The organism is Pristimantibacillus sp. Z349TD_6, assembly GCF_056173205.1.
In genome coordinates this window covers 4,820,976-4,835,132 of the sequence record NZ_CM149662.1, presented here as the reverse complement: position 1 = coordinate 4,835,132, position 14,157 = coordinate 4,820,976, and the positions used below count along the sequence as shown (strand labels likewise).

The window sequence follows — 14,157 nt, the reverse complement described above, 5'->3', positions numbered from 1 at the left end:
TCGCAAAAACAGCCGAGCAGCTATGCCGGCTGTTTTTAAGTCGTATAGTATTACGTGCCGTATTTCTTCAAAATCGACGACAGCGTAAGCAGCGGCCATATATAGTTGTTGCTCGGATAATGAACATAAACGCTGCCTGGAAGAGCTGCTCCTGTTGGATAGGTGTAGGTCCAATCTCGTCGCTCAAGTGATTGAAGCAATGCTTCTACGCCTCTTTCCATTGCGGCATTAGGTTTAGCATAAACTGCGATTAATGCGTCGAGCGCCCAAGCGGTTTGAGAGGGGGTGCTGGCATGGAGCGGGACATAATGCTTTACTTTGTCGCTCAAGCAGGACTCACCCCAGCCGCCGTCTTCATTTTGAATCGATAGCAGCCACTTGATTCCCTTCTGAATGGCGGGATGGTCGTCTGGCACCCCAACTGCTGTCATTCCTTTTATTGCAGCACCTGTCCCATGCGTATAGGCAATACCCCAGCGACCGTACCAGCTACCATCCCTCATTTGCTGGGAGAGCACCCATTGCACACTATCATCAAGCCAGCGATGGCCGATTGTCATGTCCAGCTCATCCCCAAGAAAACCAAGTACACGGCCGGTTAAGTCGACAGTAGAAGGATCGGTAGAAATGTCAGAGGAGCCTTCAAAAGTAAAGAAGCTGGCTGGCAGCTGGTTGCCTTCGCGTTCGAATGCAGGCCAGCCGCCATCTTCGTTTCGCATCGCTAGCACCCAGTTTAAACCTCGTTGCCAGTTGGCGTGTAAGCCATTTGCTTCGGTAGTGTAAGGCCGAATTGCGCGCAGAACAGCAGCGCTGTCATCGACATCTGGATACAGCGTATTTACGTTGGAGAATCCCCAACCTCCTGCAGGAGTGTTCGGCAAACGTCTAGTCCAATCTCCTAAACGAACCTGCTGCCTTGCTAACAAATAAACCCCAGCTTTCTCGAGGGCAGGCATGCTTGGAGAGGCTCCTGCTTCACGCAGAGCGTAAGTCAGCATGGAGGTGTCCCAAACTTCAGCAGATGCGACTTGAAGATGAGGCCTGTCAACGCACATGACTGAAAGAATACCTGCCAATAATCGATTTACGGCGGGTGAATCCGTGGAGTAGCCCAGCGAAAGCAAAGATAAAATCATCAATATTGTTGCAGTAGAGAAGGTTAGAAGTGTTCCATTTGGCTCAAGTCTCTCGAACATAAAGGCTTCAGCCTTCTCATACGACGTTGAGGAGCTGGGTGGAAGCAGACTGGATAAAGGCAAGCTGGATATAAATTCATTCAACGCAGATATCCAGGTGGTATCATTCGAAAATTTGCGCGAGTCGTTAACAAATAGTTGATAAAGCTCGGGCATTGTACTCGTTTTGCGGACAAATTGTTTGTTTGCCATAATGATAGTCGGTACAAGGTGGACACGCGCATGACCAGAGAGGGAGAATAGATCAAGTCCGATTCCGAGATCGGAGAAAAAAGCTTCAAGCGGAATGCGCAGCATACGCGGCCATTCCGCTTGACCTGTTGCGGCAAAGATAACCTGCGTGAGCAAGGATCTAGCCTCGGATAAACCGCCGCGCTTCAGAATAAATTGCTTAGCTCTTACCATACGCGGATCAACTTCATAGTAGTAACCTGCATAAAGCAGTGCAAAATAAGCCTCAGAAGTTGCGTCCAAATTGCCCTCGGACTCGTCAGGATAAACCTTCCAAGCGCCATTTTCCTCTTGTTTAGAGGCAATCCGAGCTGCAAGCATGTGAATCAAACGCTCATCTGCTCTGCCTAGCAGGCGCAGCAAAATGATTAAATAACTATCCGTCATCGTCCCAGAATCGAAGCACATCCGCCATGCGCCGTCCTGCGACTGCTGGTGAATAAGCTCTTCCGTCATTGCATCTATCCTTGCGCGGATTCGTTTCATATCCATGTGGCGCAATCATCCTTTGCAACTGTCGTTGCTTAATATATATGCGCAAATCAGCAAGCACAGTCGAGGATCGGCTAATAGGAATAGAGGGCTTGTTCACACTGTTTATTCATTAAGGGTTAGAAGCCGTTGCAGCAGCATAGATACAGCCATTGTAGCTGAACCTTCTTTATGTCGGATAATAGAAAAATCACGTTCGAAGCGCTGTTTGCTCAACCGAAGCTGGATCAGTTCTCCCGATTCTAATTCCTTCTTTACGACCCAGCGTGAGAGCATCGCAATTCCTAAACCGGATACCACAGATTGTTTGACACTTTGGCTGCTATTAAAAATGTAAGAGCGTTTTTGGGTTATCTGCGCATCACGTATGAACTGGTCGCTAAAAGCGCGAGTGCCAGAGCCGACTTCTCTCAGTACCCATACTTGGTTTTGCAGCATTTCGGCATCAATGAAGTGCTCCGCTGCGAGCGGATGTGTAGAAGGAGCGATCAAAATCATTTCATCTTTCATGTAAGGCGTAACGACTAAATCTGCCGCGCTTGCATCGCCTTCAATGAGACCAATATCCAGTTCGTTGGATCTCACTGCTTGAACAATTTCCTCCGTATTCCCGATTGTTGTTTGGATAGTAACGAGCGGATATTGAACAGCAAATTCAGCAAGCCGGCTTGGGAGAACATATTCACCAATCGTAAAGCTGGCTCCAATCTGCAAGCTGCCCGTCACCTTATCCTGTAAAAGCTGTATGTCCTGCTTCGCTTCCTCATATAAAGATAAAATTTGCTTCGCCCGTTGGTACATAATGTCACCAGCTTCGGTAAGCCGAACCTGCTTAGGAGAGCGATGCAGCAGCTTCGCTCCAAGTTCATTTTCTAAATTTCGAATATGCAGGCTTACCCCTGGCTGAGAAATATTCAATAGATCTGCAGCTCTTGAAAAATGACTTTGCTCCGTTACGGTAACGAATACTCGAAGTGCCTCAATGATCATCATTATCCCTCATTATTGATTGCGATTTTCTTGAATATAACGTAACTATAAGGAAAAAACGAAAGAATGGCAATTCAATCATTAGGATTCCTGATGATAAGGATAGGGAATAGGTATTTCACTTTGTCTGCTCCGAGCCTTATAGTTAATGCAACGGGAACACTTGCTAAACACAAGATGCAGAGGTGAAATCGATGATTATAAAAAATGTTTTTATTCGTCATTCGAATAATGGTTTTGGTTTTATACAAGGATTAGCGTATACGATGGGTATTGCGATAGCAGCGAAAGGAATCGCGATGCTTCCTTTTTTTAACGTTATGGGTCAGCTGGTTGTCGCTATTTTATTAGGGATAGCCTGTCGTGCTTGGATAGGATTGCCGGCGCAAGCGACGAGCGGCATAACGTTTTCAAGCAAAAAACTGCTGCGATTCGGAATTATTCTGCTGGGTCTTCGCCTGAATTTAAATGATATTTTACATGCAGGGCCAAAAGTATTTGTGCTTGCCGTTATTAACATTGTATTTACGATATTTGTTGTGTATGGAATAAGCAAATGGATGAAAATAGATAAAAATTTAGGCCTGCTCACAGCCTGCGGTACAGCTATTTGCGGTGCAGCAGCTGTTGTAGCGATAGCTCCACAATTGAAGGCAAGTCCAAATGAAACGGCTGTGAGTGCGACAACGGTTGCGATTTTAGGAACACTATTTACGCTAGCCTATACCGTATTGTACCCCGTGCTTGATTTAAGCAACGCAGGTTATGGTATCTTCTCGGGTGCAACATTGCATGAAATTGCGCATGTTATTGCTGCTGCGGCTCCTGGAGGACAAGAAGCGATTGATTTGGCTGTTATTGTAAAGATGACTCGCGTAGCACTGCTTGTCCCCGTCGCGATTATTATTGGAATTTGGAATGGCCGCAAAGCCAATAAAGCACAAAAAATGAGCTTAAAGAAATTGCCGATTCCATGGTTTATCGTTGGATTTCTTGCTATGAGCGGAGTTAATACGTTAGGCATAATTCCTGCCGCAGCTACTGCGAATCTGATTGTAGCCGCTTATTTTCTCATTGCAATGGCAATGGCTGGACTTGGTCTCGGCGTCGATTTTGTCGTATTTAAGAGGCTTGGAAAAAAACCATTTATTGCGGGATTCATTGGCTCTGTGCTGCTAGCTGGGCTCGGACTGCTGCTCGTGCATATTTTTCATTTGGCATAAAAAAAGACAAAAAAAGGTCCGCAGGCATACAGCGCCTTAGCGGACTTTATTGCTCATCCTTGAGAGAGCGCGGTATTTTGACGGGGGTACTGCCGAATATGCTTGATTCGTGATTCTCCGTTCAGAGTCACTCCGTTGCCGATCTGAATGCTCGCTGCTGAGCCGGATGCAATGACTTGTATGTATCCGACTGTAATATTCGGCGCACAATTGGTTCGAAACAGCTCAATACCGCCAGCATTATCAAATTCCGGATCACTGATAACGGGCAGCGGGCGGGAAAAAAGCTCATAGGATTCAAAAAAAACTTCGCCTGAAGTCAGATGATTTTCTTTCCGCTGCACCGCTAGCGCTCGAAGCTTGGCGCTCGTCACAGCACGATCACCAAGCTGTACAATACCTGCCTGACCAACAGTTATTATACGCAAGAACCCAACAGTTGCGGTTCGAACGTGGAAGGTATTGATAGATTGATCATTAATTCGATTCATGATGCCACCTAGCTTCCCCCGAAGGTGCCGCTAGACTCTTCTTCCGGAAGCGGAAACGGAGCAATCGGTCCAACGATGACAGATTCAGGCGGTGTATCGAACATCGAATATAAATTTACGTTATCGGTGTCCCCAACTTGCAGCATCGATGCACTGGATACGCCGAGCACTTCAATTTGACCAACACTAAGCAGATGATTAACGACTTTAAAATACAGCATTATGACATTCCTCCGGTAGATGGGGAGTTGTTTTGAAGCTCTCGCATATAGGCGAGCAATGCAGCGTCGGCATCCCTTTTTGTTTTGGACAGAACGGTAGCTGTGACCGCATTGTTATCAATCGCGGCTGGTTGAGCATCGCTGCCTCGATCTGTTTTTTGCAAATAGTACTGAATGCGAGCAGGAACTTGTTTGCGGACATCATTAATAATAATTTGCCGATGATAAGGATCTAGTGGAATTTGAAGCTCGTTTTCGTAGGAGAGCAGTTTTTGCTGAGCTTCCATATCCAAATAACGAGTCATCCCAGCATAAATATCATTGTATAGCCCATTTTGCGGCGGTGTAGGTGAAGCTGCAGTTGGGAAAGTGGGCGTATTTGATACGGTCATCTGTTCAATGCTTCCAGGGATAGAATCATCTCCGATGCCTGGCGCGGTCATCCCGATATTCAGTGTGCCGTCAAGCTTCTCAACTTTCAATTGATCAAAATGATATTGAATGCCGTCTATATGGTAAGTAGGGCGCGCTTCGAGCTGCTTTACTTGTTCACATAAAGCGTTGACCTTTGCTTCTAGTGCATCAAGCCGCTCACAATGCTCGTTAAGCTTATTTTGTACTTCAAGTGACCATATTTGCCACGGGGAAAGTGGATTGTTTTGCTGCATGAGACTTGCACCTCCTACTCGTAATGAGTTCTATTTTCCGCTTAAGTAGGGTTAGGCAGTGGGACGAAAGAAAGCGGATTATCTGAGGATAACTCTGGAGCAGGCTCAGTGAACCCGCCCGAATTATAGAGCTGTGACAATGAACGTATGGACCCGGCACTGCCGACCTGCAGGACGGAGCTGTTTGATACGCTGTCGACACGAAGCTGATGGATCGTAATTTGCTGATGAATGGTCAGGCTCATATTGCACTCACATCATTATTCGAGCTATCTTGCACATCCGGATCAAGAGTGTTTGTTGCGCTGACAGCGTTATTTGAGTTCGTTAAGCTTCCGGTTAGGAATGATCCTGATCCCGCATACGTCTTGGAAGTGCTATTTGGCGACACTTCCAGGGCGTCTCCAAATTGAATAATGGAGCCGGAGCCAACGCTAACAATTTTGACAAAACCTACGACAGCTGGCATGAGCATCCTCCCTTTGTAAAGATGATTTTTGATATATGGAATGTTTATGGTATAGCTTATGCGGCATTCGCCCAGAGGTTACTATCCAGAAAGTATCCTGAAACCCTCAAGGCGCATATGCTGGTAGAAGTGCTGGAAGGCGGGTGTTTGCTGTGGCATCTAAATGGGATGATATGGAACGGTGGATGGAGAAGCAGCAGATGCCAAAAGGCTTTGAGCTGCTGCGCGAACCGGCTTGGGTAGAGCAATATGTGCGTAAAATGATGACCAAAGCACTGCCCGAAGCGGCTGGTGTTATGATTGGAGGAGGCTCAGCAGCCTTTTCCGAAACGCGTCATTTTTTGAATGTGAAGATTACATTGCCGGAAGGCTTTGATAAAGAGCAGCTTCGGTTGTTCGTAAGGGAAGACCGGCTGCGCCTGGATGGACTGCCGAGCGGTAAGCCGGAGACGATCAAGCTGCCTAAGTTTGTGAAGCCTAAGGTGTGCAAAACATTAGTGAAAGACAATTTTATGCACGTGAAGCTTCAGAAGAGGCCAACCAATCGTACCTATCATGAAGCGATAATTCGTTGGTAGTTAACGTATGGAGGAACAGGAAGGGCACAAATCTAGATGAGATGTGCTCTTTTTGTCACGAAATCGACAGGTATTACAGCTGGCTAAAGGCTTCGCTATCCCTTATAATGTCTAATGAACATGTACATATTAGTAAAAAGGGAGTGTGTTCAGTGTCCTTAGTCGATGTAAGCAGTGTTTCTGCTTCGTTATTCATACTTGGAATCGTTTTTTTAATGCTTATTTTCGGTTTGCTGAGCTTTGGTATCCTGCGGATGTTTCAGCAAAAATTTCGTACAGGCTGGTTTAGTTTTGCAGGAGCGGTCGTGAGTTTTGTAGTCTTCATGTACATATTAAATAAGTGGTATCTATAGTTTTTTATAGCTGATCACGACCGGAGGTAAGGGCTTGACCTGGACAATTATATGGTTTTTTATTAACATGCTGTTCGTCGTTTCCATTATCAGTTATATGTTTATGCATCGCTCGTACTCGGAGTCGAAACGGCTCTCCAATGATTCCGCGTTAATTAATAAGCTCAATACTAGGCGAAAGCTGGTTGGCATTATTAGTATCTTGTTATTTGTAGCGATGTCAGCTAGTTTTATGATTAACATGAGATTAAATGGTTAAATGGAGGCTCTCATTGACGAGAGCTTTTTTTAAATATAAGACTTTATAAGTTTTATTGCTTATAATGGACTTATATAATTCTCCTCGAAACGAATGCTAAGCCTCCATAGGCGGCTTTAGCCTTTTTAAGTTTGTTCGTCATTATGGAGATAAACAATTTTTAGTCCGGAGGTTCGACATATGCATACGATGGAAGACATTATACGACGCATGTCTAGTCAAGGATTGAGAATAACGGATCAAAGGAAAACGCTCGCAAAGCTTTTTTCTGAGACACAAGGTTATTTGGCTCCGAAGGAAGTCTATGAATATATGGGGAAATCGTATACGGGATTAAGCTTTGATACCGTATATCGCAATTTGCGAGTGATGGAAGAACTCGGTGTGCTGGAGCAGGTTATTTTTGAGGATGGCGGTAAGTTCAAGCTGCATTGCAGAGAGAATGAACATCATCATCATATGATTTGCCTGCAGTGCGGGATGACGTATCCCATTACCTTCTGCCCAATGGAGCAAACGAATGTTCCTGATGATTTCCGAGTTGTGAAACACAAATTCGAGGTGTTCGGATATTGCAAAGACTGCATACAAGACGAGTCAGCAGTTAGCGAGGCCTAATGCCAGAGAAACGGGTAATGCGAAGAGTGACTCAAGCTCCGATTCTCTTTTATCGCAAAGTGATTTCACCTTTGACCCCGCCATCATGCCGTTTCTATCCGACCTGTTCGATGTATGCGCTCGAAGCGATCGAGAAGCATGGAGCGGCTAAGGGCTCTTGGCTTGCTATGAAGCGAATTGCTAGGTGCCATCCCTTTAATGCTGGTGGTTATGATCCCGTTCCGCCTGCAAAAGACAGCAACATAGATGCTCCTTGACAGAGAGGGCTCTATTTGGGTATATTTTGATTTATAAGTGGTAAAATAAGTTTTGGTTTTATTTATATATCCGAGGAATGGATAAGTACAATAGCAGAACCTTTTCAGAGAGCCGGGAAAGATGGTGCAAGCCGGTAAGGGACTCCATTGGAAAATGGTCCGGGAGGATTCGCTTTCGAGCTTCAGCGGCAGCGCTGGGTAAGGGAGCGACGCGAAGCTGGCGTTAACGGCGCAAGCCGCCATGCAGGCGGCACACGAAGCTTTCTTGAAGTGACGGTTTAACCGCTCATTTCCGGATTGAAATTTGGGTGGTACCGCGTGAGTTCAAACTCTCGTCCCATGATGGACGGGAGTTTTTTGCGTTTTTTTAGACTAATGCAATAGGAGGAGTAAAAATGACGAAAAAAAATACGTTTTATATTACAACGCCGATTTATTATCCGAGCGATAAGCTCCACATTGGACATGCCTACACGACGGTGGCTGGTGACGCAATGGCACGTTATAAACGTCTGCGCGGCTATGATGTATGGTATTTGACGGGTACAGATGAGCATGGACAGAAAATTGAACGCAAAGCAAAGGAAAAGGATCAAACTCCGCAGCAATTTGTTGATGATATCGTTGTAGGCATTAAAGATCTGTGGGCGAAGCTGGAAATCTCCAATGATGATTTCATTCGTACGACGGAGGATCGTCATAAGGTTGTCGTTGAGAAAATTTTTGCTCAGCTGCTCAAACAGGACGATATTTATAAAGGCACGTATGAAGGCTGGTACTGTACGCCTTGTGAATCATTTTTCCTCGAGCGTCAGCTGGTTGACGGCAAATGCCCAGACTGCGGACGTGCGGTTGAGCTTGTAAAAGAAGAAAGCTACTTCTTCCGCATGAGCAATTATGCTGATCGTTTGCTGAAATATTATGAAGACAATCCAGATTTCATTCAACCGGAATCACGCAAGAATGAGATGATCAACAACTTCATTAAGCCGGGCCTTGAAGATTTGGCTGTATCGCGTACAACGTTTGATTGGGGTATTAAAGTGCCTGGAGACGCTAAACATGTCATTTACGTGTGGATTGATGCGCTTTCCAACTATATCACGGCATTAGGCTACGGAAATGAAGGCGATGATCAGAAATATCGTGACTTCTGGCCGGCTGACGTACATTTGGTCGGAAAAGAAATAGTTCGATTCCATACGATTTATTGGCCAATTATGCTGATGGCGCTCGATTTGCCGCTGCCTAAGAAGGTTTTTGCACATGGCTGGCTTCTGATGAAGGATGGCAAAATGTCAAAATCCAAAGGCAATGTTGTCGATCCAGTAATGCTGATCGATCGTTACGGACTGGATGCGCTTCGTTATTATTTGCTCCGCGAAGTGCCGTTTGGTGCTGACGGAACATTTACGCCAGAAAATTTCGTAGAACGAATCAACTTTGATTTGGCGAATGATCTTGGTAATCTGCTTAACCGAACGATAGCGATGATCGATAAATACTTTGACGGTGTGATCCCGCCATTTGCAGGCAGCGTAACCGAATTTGATGAATCGTTGCAGAAGCTTGCGAGTGAAACGATCGTTCAGGTAGAGTCAGCGCTTGAAAATATGGAGTTTTCCGTTGCGCTGTCATCCCTTTGGCAGCTTGTAAGCCGCACGAACAAATACATCGACGAGACACAGCCATGGACGCTTGCTAAAGATGAGTCGAAAAATGGACAGCTAGCATCGGTTATGCATCATTTGGCGGAATCGCTGCGAATCGTATCGATTCTGCTGCAGCCGTTCTTGACGCATTCTCCAAGGGAAATGTGGAAGCAGCTTGGGCTTGAGCAGGGTGAACTAACTTCATGGGAGAGTACGAAGCAATTCGGTTCGCTGCCGGGTGGAACGAGAGTAAGCAAGGGCACACCATTGTTCCCACGCCTCGATACGGCAGAGGAGTCTGCTTTTATCGCAGCAGCAATGAGCGGCGGTACACAGTCAGAGGAGCCGGCTGAACAGCCAAATGCTGCGAAGGCAGCGGATGAAGCGCCACAGGCTGCACCTGAGAGCAAGGATGAAATTGCAATTGATGACTTTGCAAAGGTAGAGCTTCGCGTTGCTCAGGTTATTTCTGCAGAGCCAGTTCTCAAAGCAGATAAACTGATGAAGCTTCAATTGGATCTTGGGTATGAGCAGCGCCAGGTTGTTTCCGGCATTGCTAAGTTTTACACTCCGGAGCAAATGGTTGGACGGAAAGTTATTTGCGTTACAAACTTGAAGCCGGTTAAGCTGCGCGGCGAAATGTCGCAAGGAATGATTCTTGCAGCATCACATGGTGATCAGCTGACACTTGCAACGGTTCCTGACAATATGCCAAACGGCGCTGTTGTGAAGTAAATTCATTTGTTCATATACGGAGGCACCCCTGAGGTTGTTTAACTTCTGGGGTGCCTTTATGTTTTGCTGCTCTTCAAAAATAGCTTCAATCATAATTCATATCATTTTGGTCAATAAAGATAATCTATATGATTAAATTGCAGCTGTGAGTCATGATAGGTATGAAACTGCTACTATCTATTGCTAAGAAATAAGGTTGACAGTCTATTTCTGGTCATCGTATAATACAAAACGTAATCATAACGATTACGAACAAGAGAGAAAGATGAATGGAGAGAAATCAAAATGAATAGACTGAAATCATTGACAAGACCTATGGCGCTTAGTTTTCTTTTATCGGCAATGCTGCTTTTTGCAGCGGCTTGCGGCAATAATACGAATAATTCAGGCTCATCAAACCAACCAGCGAACGGCAGCACGGGAACTGGTCAAGCAGAGGGGAAACAAGTCAGTGTCGTTACCAGCTTCTATCCATTATATTTTCTAGCATCGGAAATTGGCGGAGATCATGTCAAAGCGGTTAATCTAGTAGCTTCAGGCGTAGAGCCGCATGATTGGACACCAAAGAGCCGCGATCTTGATACAGCGTCGAAGGCTCAGCTGTTTCTGTACCATGGAGCGGGACTTGAAGGCTGGGTTGACGGATTCCTGAAAGGCCTGTCCAAAGACAGCAAAGTCGTGACCAAAGAAATCAGCAAAGGCATTCCATTAATTGAGGGTAATGAAGATGAGCATGATCATGAACATGAAGAAGAACATGCGGATGAAGATTCGCATGAACATGGCGGCTTGGACCCGCACACTTGGGTTAGTCCAAAATCAGCCCTTACATTAGCTGAAAATGTGAAAAACAGCTTAATTGAAGCCGATAGCGCAAACCAAGCAGATTATGAGAAAAACTACGAGGCACTAAAAGGAAAGCTCGAAGCAATCGATGCGGATTACACGGCAAAGCTTGCACAAACATCAAACAAAAACATCGTTACCTCGCATCAAGCGTTTGGTTACTTAGCTCGTGATTACGGATTGAAGCAAATTTCAATCATGGGACTTAGCCCTGACGCTGAGCCGCGTGCACAGGATTTGCTCAAAATTGCGAAGTTTGTTAAAGCAAACGATGTAAAATATATCTTTTTTGAAGAATTAGTTTCAGATCAACTTGCCAAAACGCTTGCAGGCGAAGCGGACGTTGAGACAATGGTGCTTAATCCGCTCGAAGGCCTAACGCCGGATCAAGAAAAAGCGGGAGACACGTACTTAACCCTAATGGAACGAAACTTGCAAAATCTTGTGCAAGCATTACAATAGAGCAAAAGGCAAACCTGCGGAGCTGATTTATGCTCCGCATTGCTGTGAGGAGATAAATTATGGCGCAATCAAATCGAATGACAAATGCGGATGCAAGCTGTCACCAAGAGGTTATTTCATTGGAGGACGTCTCCTTCTCTTATCAACAGCAGACGGTTATATCAAAGCTAAGCTTCGCGGTGAAGGAACGGGACTTTATCGGATTAATCGGCACGAATGGCGCTGGAAAAACGACGCTGCTGCGAATGATCGTTGGATTGATAAAGCCAACGAGCGGAACGATCCGTTTGTTTGGTGAGAAAGTAGACAAATTTAAGCAGTGGGAGCGCATCGGATATGTCCCGCAGAAAAACACATTAAATCCGTTGTTTCCAGCTACTGTTCGGGAGGTCGTCTTGTCAGGCCTTTATGGGCGAAGCAAGCTGTTTAAGAAACTAAGCAAAATGGATTATCAAAAATGTGACGATGCTTTGCAAGCAATGGGGATTGAGGATATAAAGGATAAACGTATCGGGCAGTTGTCTGGCGGACAGCAGCAGCGTGTATTTCTTGCCAGAGCGCTCATTAACAACCCATCACTGCTTATTCTAGATGAGCCGACTGTGGGGATAGATACGGAGACACAGGAAAGCTTCTTTCATATGATCAAGCATATGCATCAGCATCATAACATTACATTTCTAATGGTTTCTCATGACCTTGACATGATTCGCTCTTATTTAGGACAAGAGCCAGCCAGTGGAAACGGAAAGCTCAAGTTTCATATTAAACATTCGCACGAAACGCAGGATTGTGTAGAAAATGATCTTGCACACAGCTTGAAAGGGCTAAGGGAACAAATGGAGAGCAGGAAAGAGGTTGTTTTGGTTGGAGATCGTAACTAGTGAATTTTTTCAAAGGGCTCTTATTGGCGGACTTCTAATCGGGGTAACGGCACCGCTAATCGGCTTATTTCTTGTGCTGCGCAGGCTTTCAATGATTGGAGATACATTATCGCATGTATCTATTGCTGGAGTAGCGCTAGGTTTCTTGATTGGCGTGTATCCAATTGCTATGGGATTTGTGTTTGCGATTATTGCCTCATTTGCTATAGAGAAGCTTCGGAAAGCATATAAATCATATGCAGAGCTGTCCATTGCCATTATCATGTCAGGCGGAGTCGCGCTCGCATCATTATTATTCACAATGGGCAAAGGATTCAACAGCAATGTGAATAGTTACTTATTTGGAAGCATTTATACTTTGAGCACCACTGATCTTTACGTAATAGGCGTCGTTACACTAATTGTTCTTATTGCGATTAGGCTTCAAGTAAAGGAGCTATTCCTGCTTACGTTCGATGAGGACGCGGCAGCAGTGAGCGGCTTGCCCGTCAAATTTTATAATGTTATGATTAGCGTGCTTACTGCTCTAGTTATTAGTGTTTCTATCAAAATTGTAGGTGCGCTGCTTGTATCGGCCTTGCTGACTATACCAGCCGCATGCAGCTTGATCATTGCCCGCAGTTTCCGTCAAAGTGTTATAACGGTCGTCATTATTGGCGAGATTGCCGTTGTATTAGGCTTACTAATCGCGGGTGTATGGAACTTGGCACCAGGCGGTACCATTGTATTATTGCTAATTGCTGTGCTGCTGTTGCTGCTCGTTTTCCGCCGTGGCATGCGACCAGGCAGTTAATGAGGATTGGAGTGAGAGGGTTTGTCCGACATTAACATTTGGCTGGCCTTAGGGGCTGGCTTTGCATCGTTCATATCTCCTTGCTGCTTACCGCTTTATCCTTCGTATTTATCATACATAACGGGAATATCGGTAGCGGATTTGAAGGGCAATACACATGCCAAACAAAAACGCATGCGAACGATGTCACACACGCTGTTTTTCATTTTGGGCTTCTGCACCGTGTATTATGCATTAGGCTACGGAACGAATGTATTTGCTGAATTTTTCAGTGAATATCGAGATCTGATTAGGCAATTATCAGCGATATTGATTATTTTAATGGGACTATTTCTAATTGGATTATTTCAGCCGCAGCTCCTGATGAAGGAACGAAGAATGAATCTTATTCCGAAAAAAGCGAACTATGTCAGCTCCTTTATTTTTGGAATCGGCTTCTCCGCAGGCTGGACTCCATGTACAGGTCCCGCGCTTACTGCGATTTTAGGTCTTGCAGCATCGGAACCTGGCACATGGTTTCAGCTAACGACTGCCTATTCATTAGGCTTTGCGATACCTTTTTTTGTACTAGCCTTTTTCCTTGGTACGGCAAGATGGATACTGAAATATTCAGCTAGCGTAATGAAGGTTGGCGGAGCTGTTATGATTTTGATGGGTGTATTATTGTTTACCGATCAAATGACCAAAATTACGATCTGGCTTAATATGATTACGCCGGAATGGTTGAAATTTTAAGCTG

General features: G+C 45.2%; 18 protein-coding genes. 11 read left to right on the top strand and 7 right to left on the bottom strand.

The features are described from left to right. Positions 1-50: 50 nt before the first annotated feature. Both AC0VYE_RS21235 and AC0VYE_RS21230 read right to left on the bottom strand, forming a co-directional pair. Positions 51-1,919 (bottom strand): squalene cyclase, encoded by a 1,869-nt coding sequence (locus AC0VYE_RS21235; protein ID WP_475442809.1) that lies wholly within the window; start codon positions 1,917-1,919, stop codon positions 51-53. A 105-nt stretch (positions 1,920-2,024) separates the two neighbouring features. Next, positions 2,025-2,909 carry a LysR substrate-binding domain-containing protein gene (locus tag AC0VYE_RS21230; RefSeq protein ID WP_475449676.1) on the bottom strand — a complete coding sequence of 295 codons (885 nt, stop codon included), beginning with the start codon at positions 2,907-2,909 and terminating at the stop codon, positions 2,025-2,027. A 200-nt stretch (positions 2,910-3,109) separates the two neighbouring features. On the opposite strand from AC0VYE_RS21230, the gene AC0VYE_RS21225 reads away from it, so the two are divergent. Next, entirely contained in the window at positions 3,110-4,132 is a 1,023-nt protein-coding gene (locus AC0VYE_RS21225) for a YeiH family protein (RefSeq protein ID WP_475449674.1), read from the top strand. Between the two features lie 53 nt (positions 4,133-4,185). Here AC0VYE_RS21225 and AC0VYE_RS21220 read toward each other — a convergent pair whose 3' ends face one another. Genes AC0VYE_RS21220 through AC0VYE_RS21200 form a run of 5 tightly spaced genes read right to left on the bottom strand, consistent with a single transcriptional unit; the run spans position 4,186 to position 5,981 of the window. Then, positions 4,186-4,623 (bottom strand): spore germination protein GerPE, encoded by a 438-nt coding sequence (locus AC0VYE_RS21220; RefSeq protein WP_475442808.1) that lies wholly within the window; start codon positions 4,621-4,623, stop codon positions 4,186-4,188. Between the two features lie 8 nt (positions 4,624-4,631). Next, the gene (locus AC0VYE_RS21215) at positions 4,632-4,844 is read right to left on the bottom strand and encodes a spore gernimation protein GerPD (protein ID WP_144376705.1); all 213 of its coding nucleotides are present in this window, start codon (positions 4,842-4,844) and stop codon (positions 4,632-4,634) included. Continuing rightward, positions 4,844-5,512, bottom strand: a complete 669-nt coding sequence (gene gerPC, locus AC0VYE_RS21210; RefSeq protein WP_475442807.1) for a spore germination protein GerPC — start codon at positions 5,510-5,512, stop codon at positions 4,844-4,846. Before gerPC ends, AC0VYE_RS21215 begins: the two co-directional genes overlap by 1 nt. A 41-nt stretch (positions 5,513-5,553) precedes the next feature. Further along, entirely contained in the window at positions 5,554-5,757 is a 204-nt protein-coding gene (locus tag AC0VYE_RS21205; RefSeq protein WP_076266927.1) for a spore germination protein GerPB, read from the bottom strand. Then, the gene (locus AC0VYE_RS21200) at positions 5,754-5,981 is read right to left on the bottom strand and encodes a spore germination protein (protein WP_054024261.1); all 228 of its coding nucleotides are present in this window, start codon (positions 5,979-5,981) and stop codon (positions 5,754-5,756) included. The genes AC0VYE_RS21205 and AC0VYE_RS21200 overlap by 4 nt, the downstream gene beginning before the upstream one ends. 152 nt (positions 5,982-6,133) lie before the next feature. On the opposite strand from AC0VYE_RS21200, the gene AC0VYE_RS21195 reads away from it, so the two are divergent. The 10 genes from AC0VYE_RS21195 to AC0VYE_RS21150 all read left to right on the top strand — a co-directional run bounded on the left by AC0VYE_RS21195 (position 6,134) and on the right by AC0VYE_RS21150 (position 14,153). Next, the gene (locus tag AC0VYE_RS21195; protein ID WP_076266928.1) at positions 6,134-6,559 is read left to right on the top strand and encodes an Hsp20/alpha crystallin family protein; all 426 of its coding nucleotides are present in this window, start codon (positions 6,134-6,136) and stop codon (positions 6,557-6,559) included. Positions 6,560-6,946: 387 nt separating this feature from the next. Beyond that, on the top strand, positions 6,947-7,171 hold the full coding sequence (locus AC0VYE_RS21190; protein WP_076266930.1) for a hypothetical protein: 225 nt from the start codon (positions 6,947-6,949) through the stop codon (positions 7,169-7,171). Positions 7,172-7,351: 180 nt separating this feature from the next. Continuing rightward, positions 7,352-7,789, top strand: coding sequence for a Fur family transcriptional regulator (locus AC0VYE_RS21185; protein WP_076266931.1), 438 nt, complete (start codon positions 7,352-7,354; stop codon positions 7,787-7,789). Positions 7,790-7,806: 17 nt separating this feature from the next. Continuing rightward, positions 7,807-8,046, top strand: coding sequence for a membrane protein insertion efficiency factor YidD (yidD, locus tag AC0VYE_RS21180; RefSeq protein ID WP_076267070.1), 240 nt, complete (start codon positions 7,807-7,809; stop codon positions 8,044-8,046). A gap of 147 nt (positions 8,047-8,193) precedes the next feature. Continuing rightward, entirely contained in the window at positions 8,194-8,328 is a 135-nt protein-coding gene (locus AC0VYE_RS21175; RefSeq protein ID WP_441910415.1) for a hypothetical protein, read from the top strand. Between the two features lie 113 nt (positions 8,329-8,441). Beyond that, positions 8,442-10,433 carry a methionine--tRNA ligase gene (metG, locus tag AC0VYE_RS21170; protein ID WP_475442806.1) on the top strand — a complete coding sequence of 664 codons (1,992 nt, stop codon included), beginning with the start codon at positions 8,442-8,444 and terminating at the stop codon, positions 10,431-10,433. A gap of 285 nt (positions 10,434-10,718) precedes the next feature. Next, positions 10,719-11,741 carry a metal ABC transporter solute-binding protein, Zn/Mn family gene (locus tag AC0VYE_RS21165; protein ID WP_475442805.1) on the top strand — a complete coding sequence of 341 codons (1,023 nt, stop codon included), beginning with the start codon at positions 10,719-10,721 and terminating at the stop codon, positions 11,739-11,741. 77 nt (positions 11,742-11,818) lie between these two features. After that, complete coding sequence (locus AC0VYE_RS21160; RefSeq protein ID WP_076267071.1) at positions 11,819-12,625, top strand: metal ABC transporter ATP-binding protein; 807 nt, start codon at positions 11,819-11,821, stop codon at positions 12,623-12,625. Next, positions 12,609-13,418 carry a metal ABC transporter permease gene (locus AC0VYE_RS21155; protein WP_076266934.1) on the top strand — a complete coding sequence of 270 codons (810 nt, stop codon included), beginning with the start codon at positions 12,609-12,611 and terminating at the stop codon, positions 13,416-13,418. The genes AC0VYE_RS21160 and AC0VYE_RS21155 overlap by 17 nt, the downstream gene beginning before the upstream one ends. Before the next feature lie 21 nt (positions 13,419-13,439). Next, complete coding sequence (locus AC0VYE_RS21150) at positions 13,440-14,153, top strand: cytochrome c biogenesis CcdA family protein (protein WP_076266935.1); 714 nt, start codon at positions 13,440-13,442, stop codon at positions 14,151-14,153. Positions 14,154-14,157: the final 4 nt, after the last annotated feature.

Excerpts from the sequence above, each read along its gene's own strand:
- AC0VYE_RS21235 (WP_475442809.1), bottom strand. The coding sequence starts at position 1,919 with ATGGATATGAAACGAATCCGCGCAAGGATAGATGCAATGACGGAAGAG.
- AC0VYE_RS21230 (WP_475449676.1), bottom strand. The coding sequence starts at position 2,909 with ATGATCATTGAGGCACTTCGAGTATTCGTTACCGTAACGGAGCAAAGT.
- AC0VYE_RS21220 (WP_475442808.1), bottom strand. The coding sequence starts at position 4,623 with ATGAATCGAATTAATGATCAATCTATCAATACCTTCCACGTTCGAACC.
- AC0VYE_RS21215 (WP_144376705.1), bottom strand. The coding sequence starts at position 4,844 with ATGCTGTATTTTAAAGTCGTTAATCATCTGCTTAGTGTTGGTCAAATT.
- gerPC (WP_475442807.1), bottom strand. The coding sequence starts at position 5,512 with ATGCAGCAAAACAATCCACTTTCCCCGTGGCAAATATGGTCACTTGAA.
- AC0VYE_RS21205 (WP_076266927.1), bottom strand. The coding sequence starts at position 5,757 with ATGAGCCTGACCATTCATCAGCAAATTACGATCCATCAGCTTCGTGTC.
- AC0VYE_RS21200 (WP_054024261.1), bottom strand. The coding sequence starts at position 5,981 with ATGCCAGCTGTCGTAGGTTTTGTCAAAATTGTTAGCGTTGGCTCCGGC.
- AC0VYE_RS21185 (WP_076266931.1), top strand. The coding sequence starts at position 7,352 with ATGCATACGATGGAAGACATTATACGACGCATGTCTAGTCAAGGATTG.
- yidD (WP_076267070.1), top strand. The coding sequence starts at position 7,807 with ATGCGAAGAGTGACTCAAGCTCCGATTCTCTTTTATCGCAAAGTGATT.
- metG (WP_475442806.1), top strand. The coding sequence starts at position 8,442 with ATGACGAAAAAAAATACGTTTTATATTACAACGCCGATTTATTATCCG.
- AC0VYE_RS21165 (WP_475442805.1), top strand. The coding sequence starts at position 10,719 with ATGAATAGACTGAAATCATTGACAAGACCTATGGCGCTTAGTTTTCTT.
- AC0VYE_RS21160 (WP_076267071.1), top strand. The coding sequence starts at position 11,819 with ATGACAAATGCGGATGCAAGCTGTCACCAAGAGGTTATTTCATTGGAG.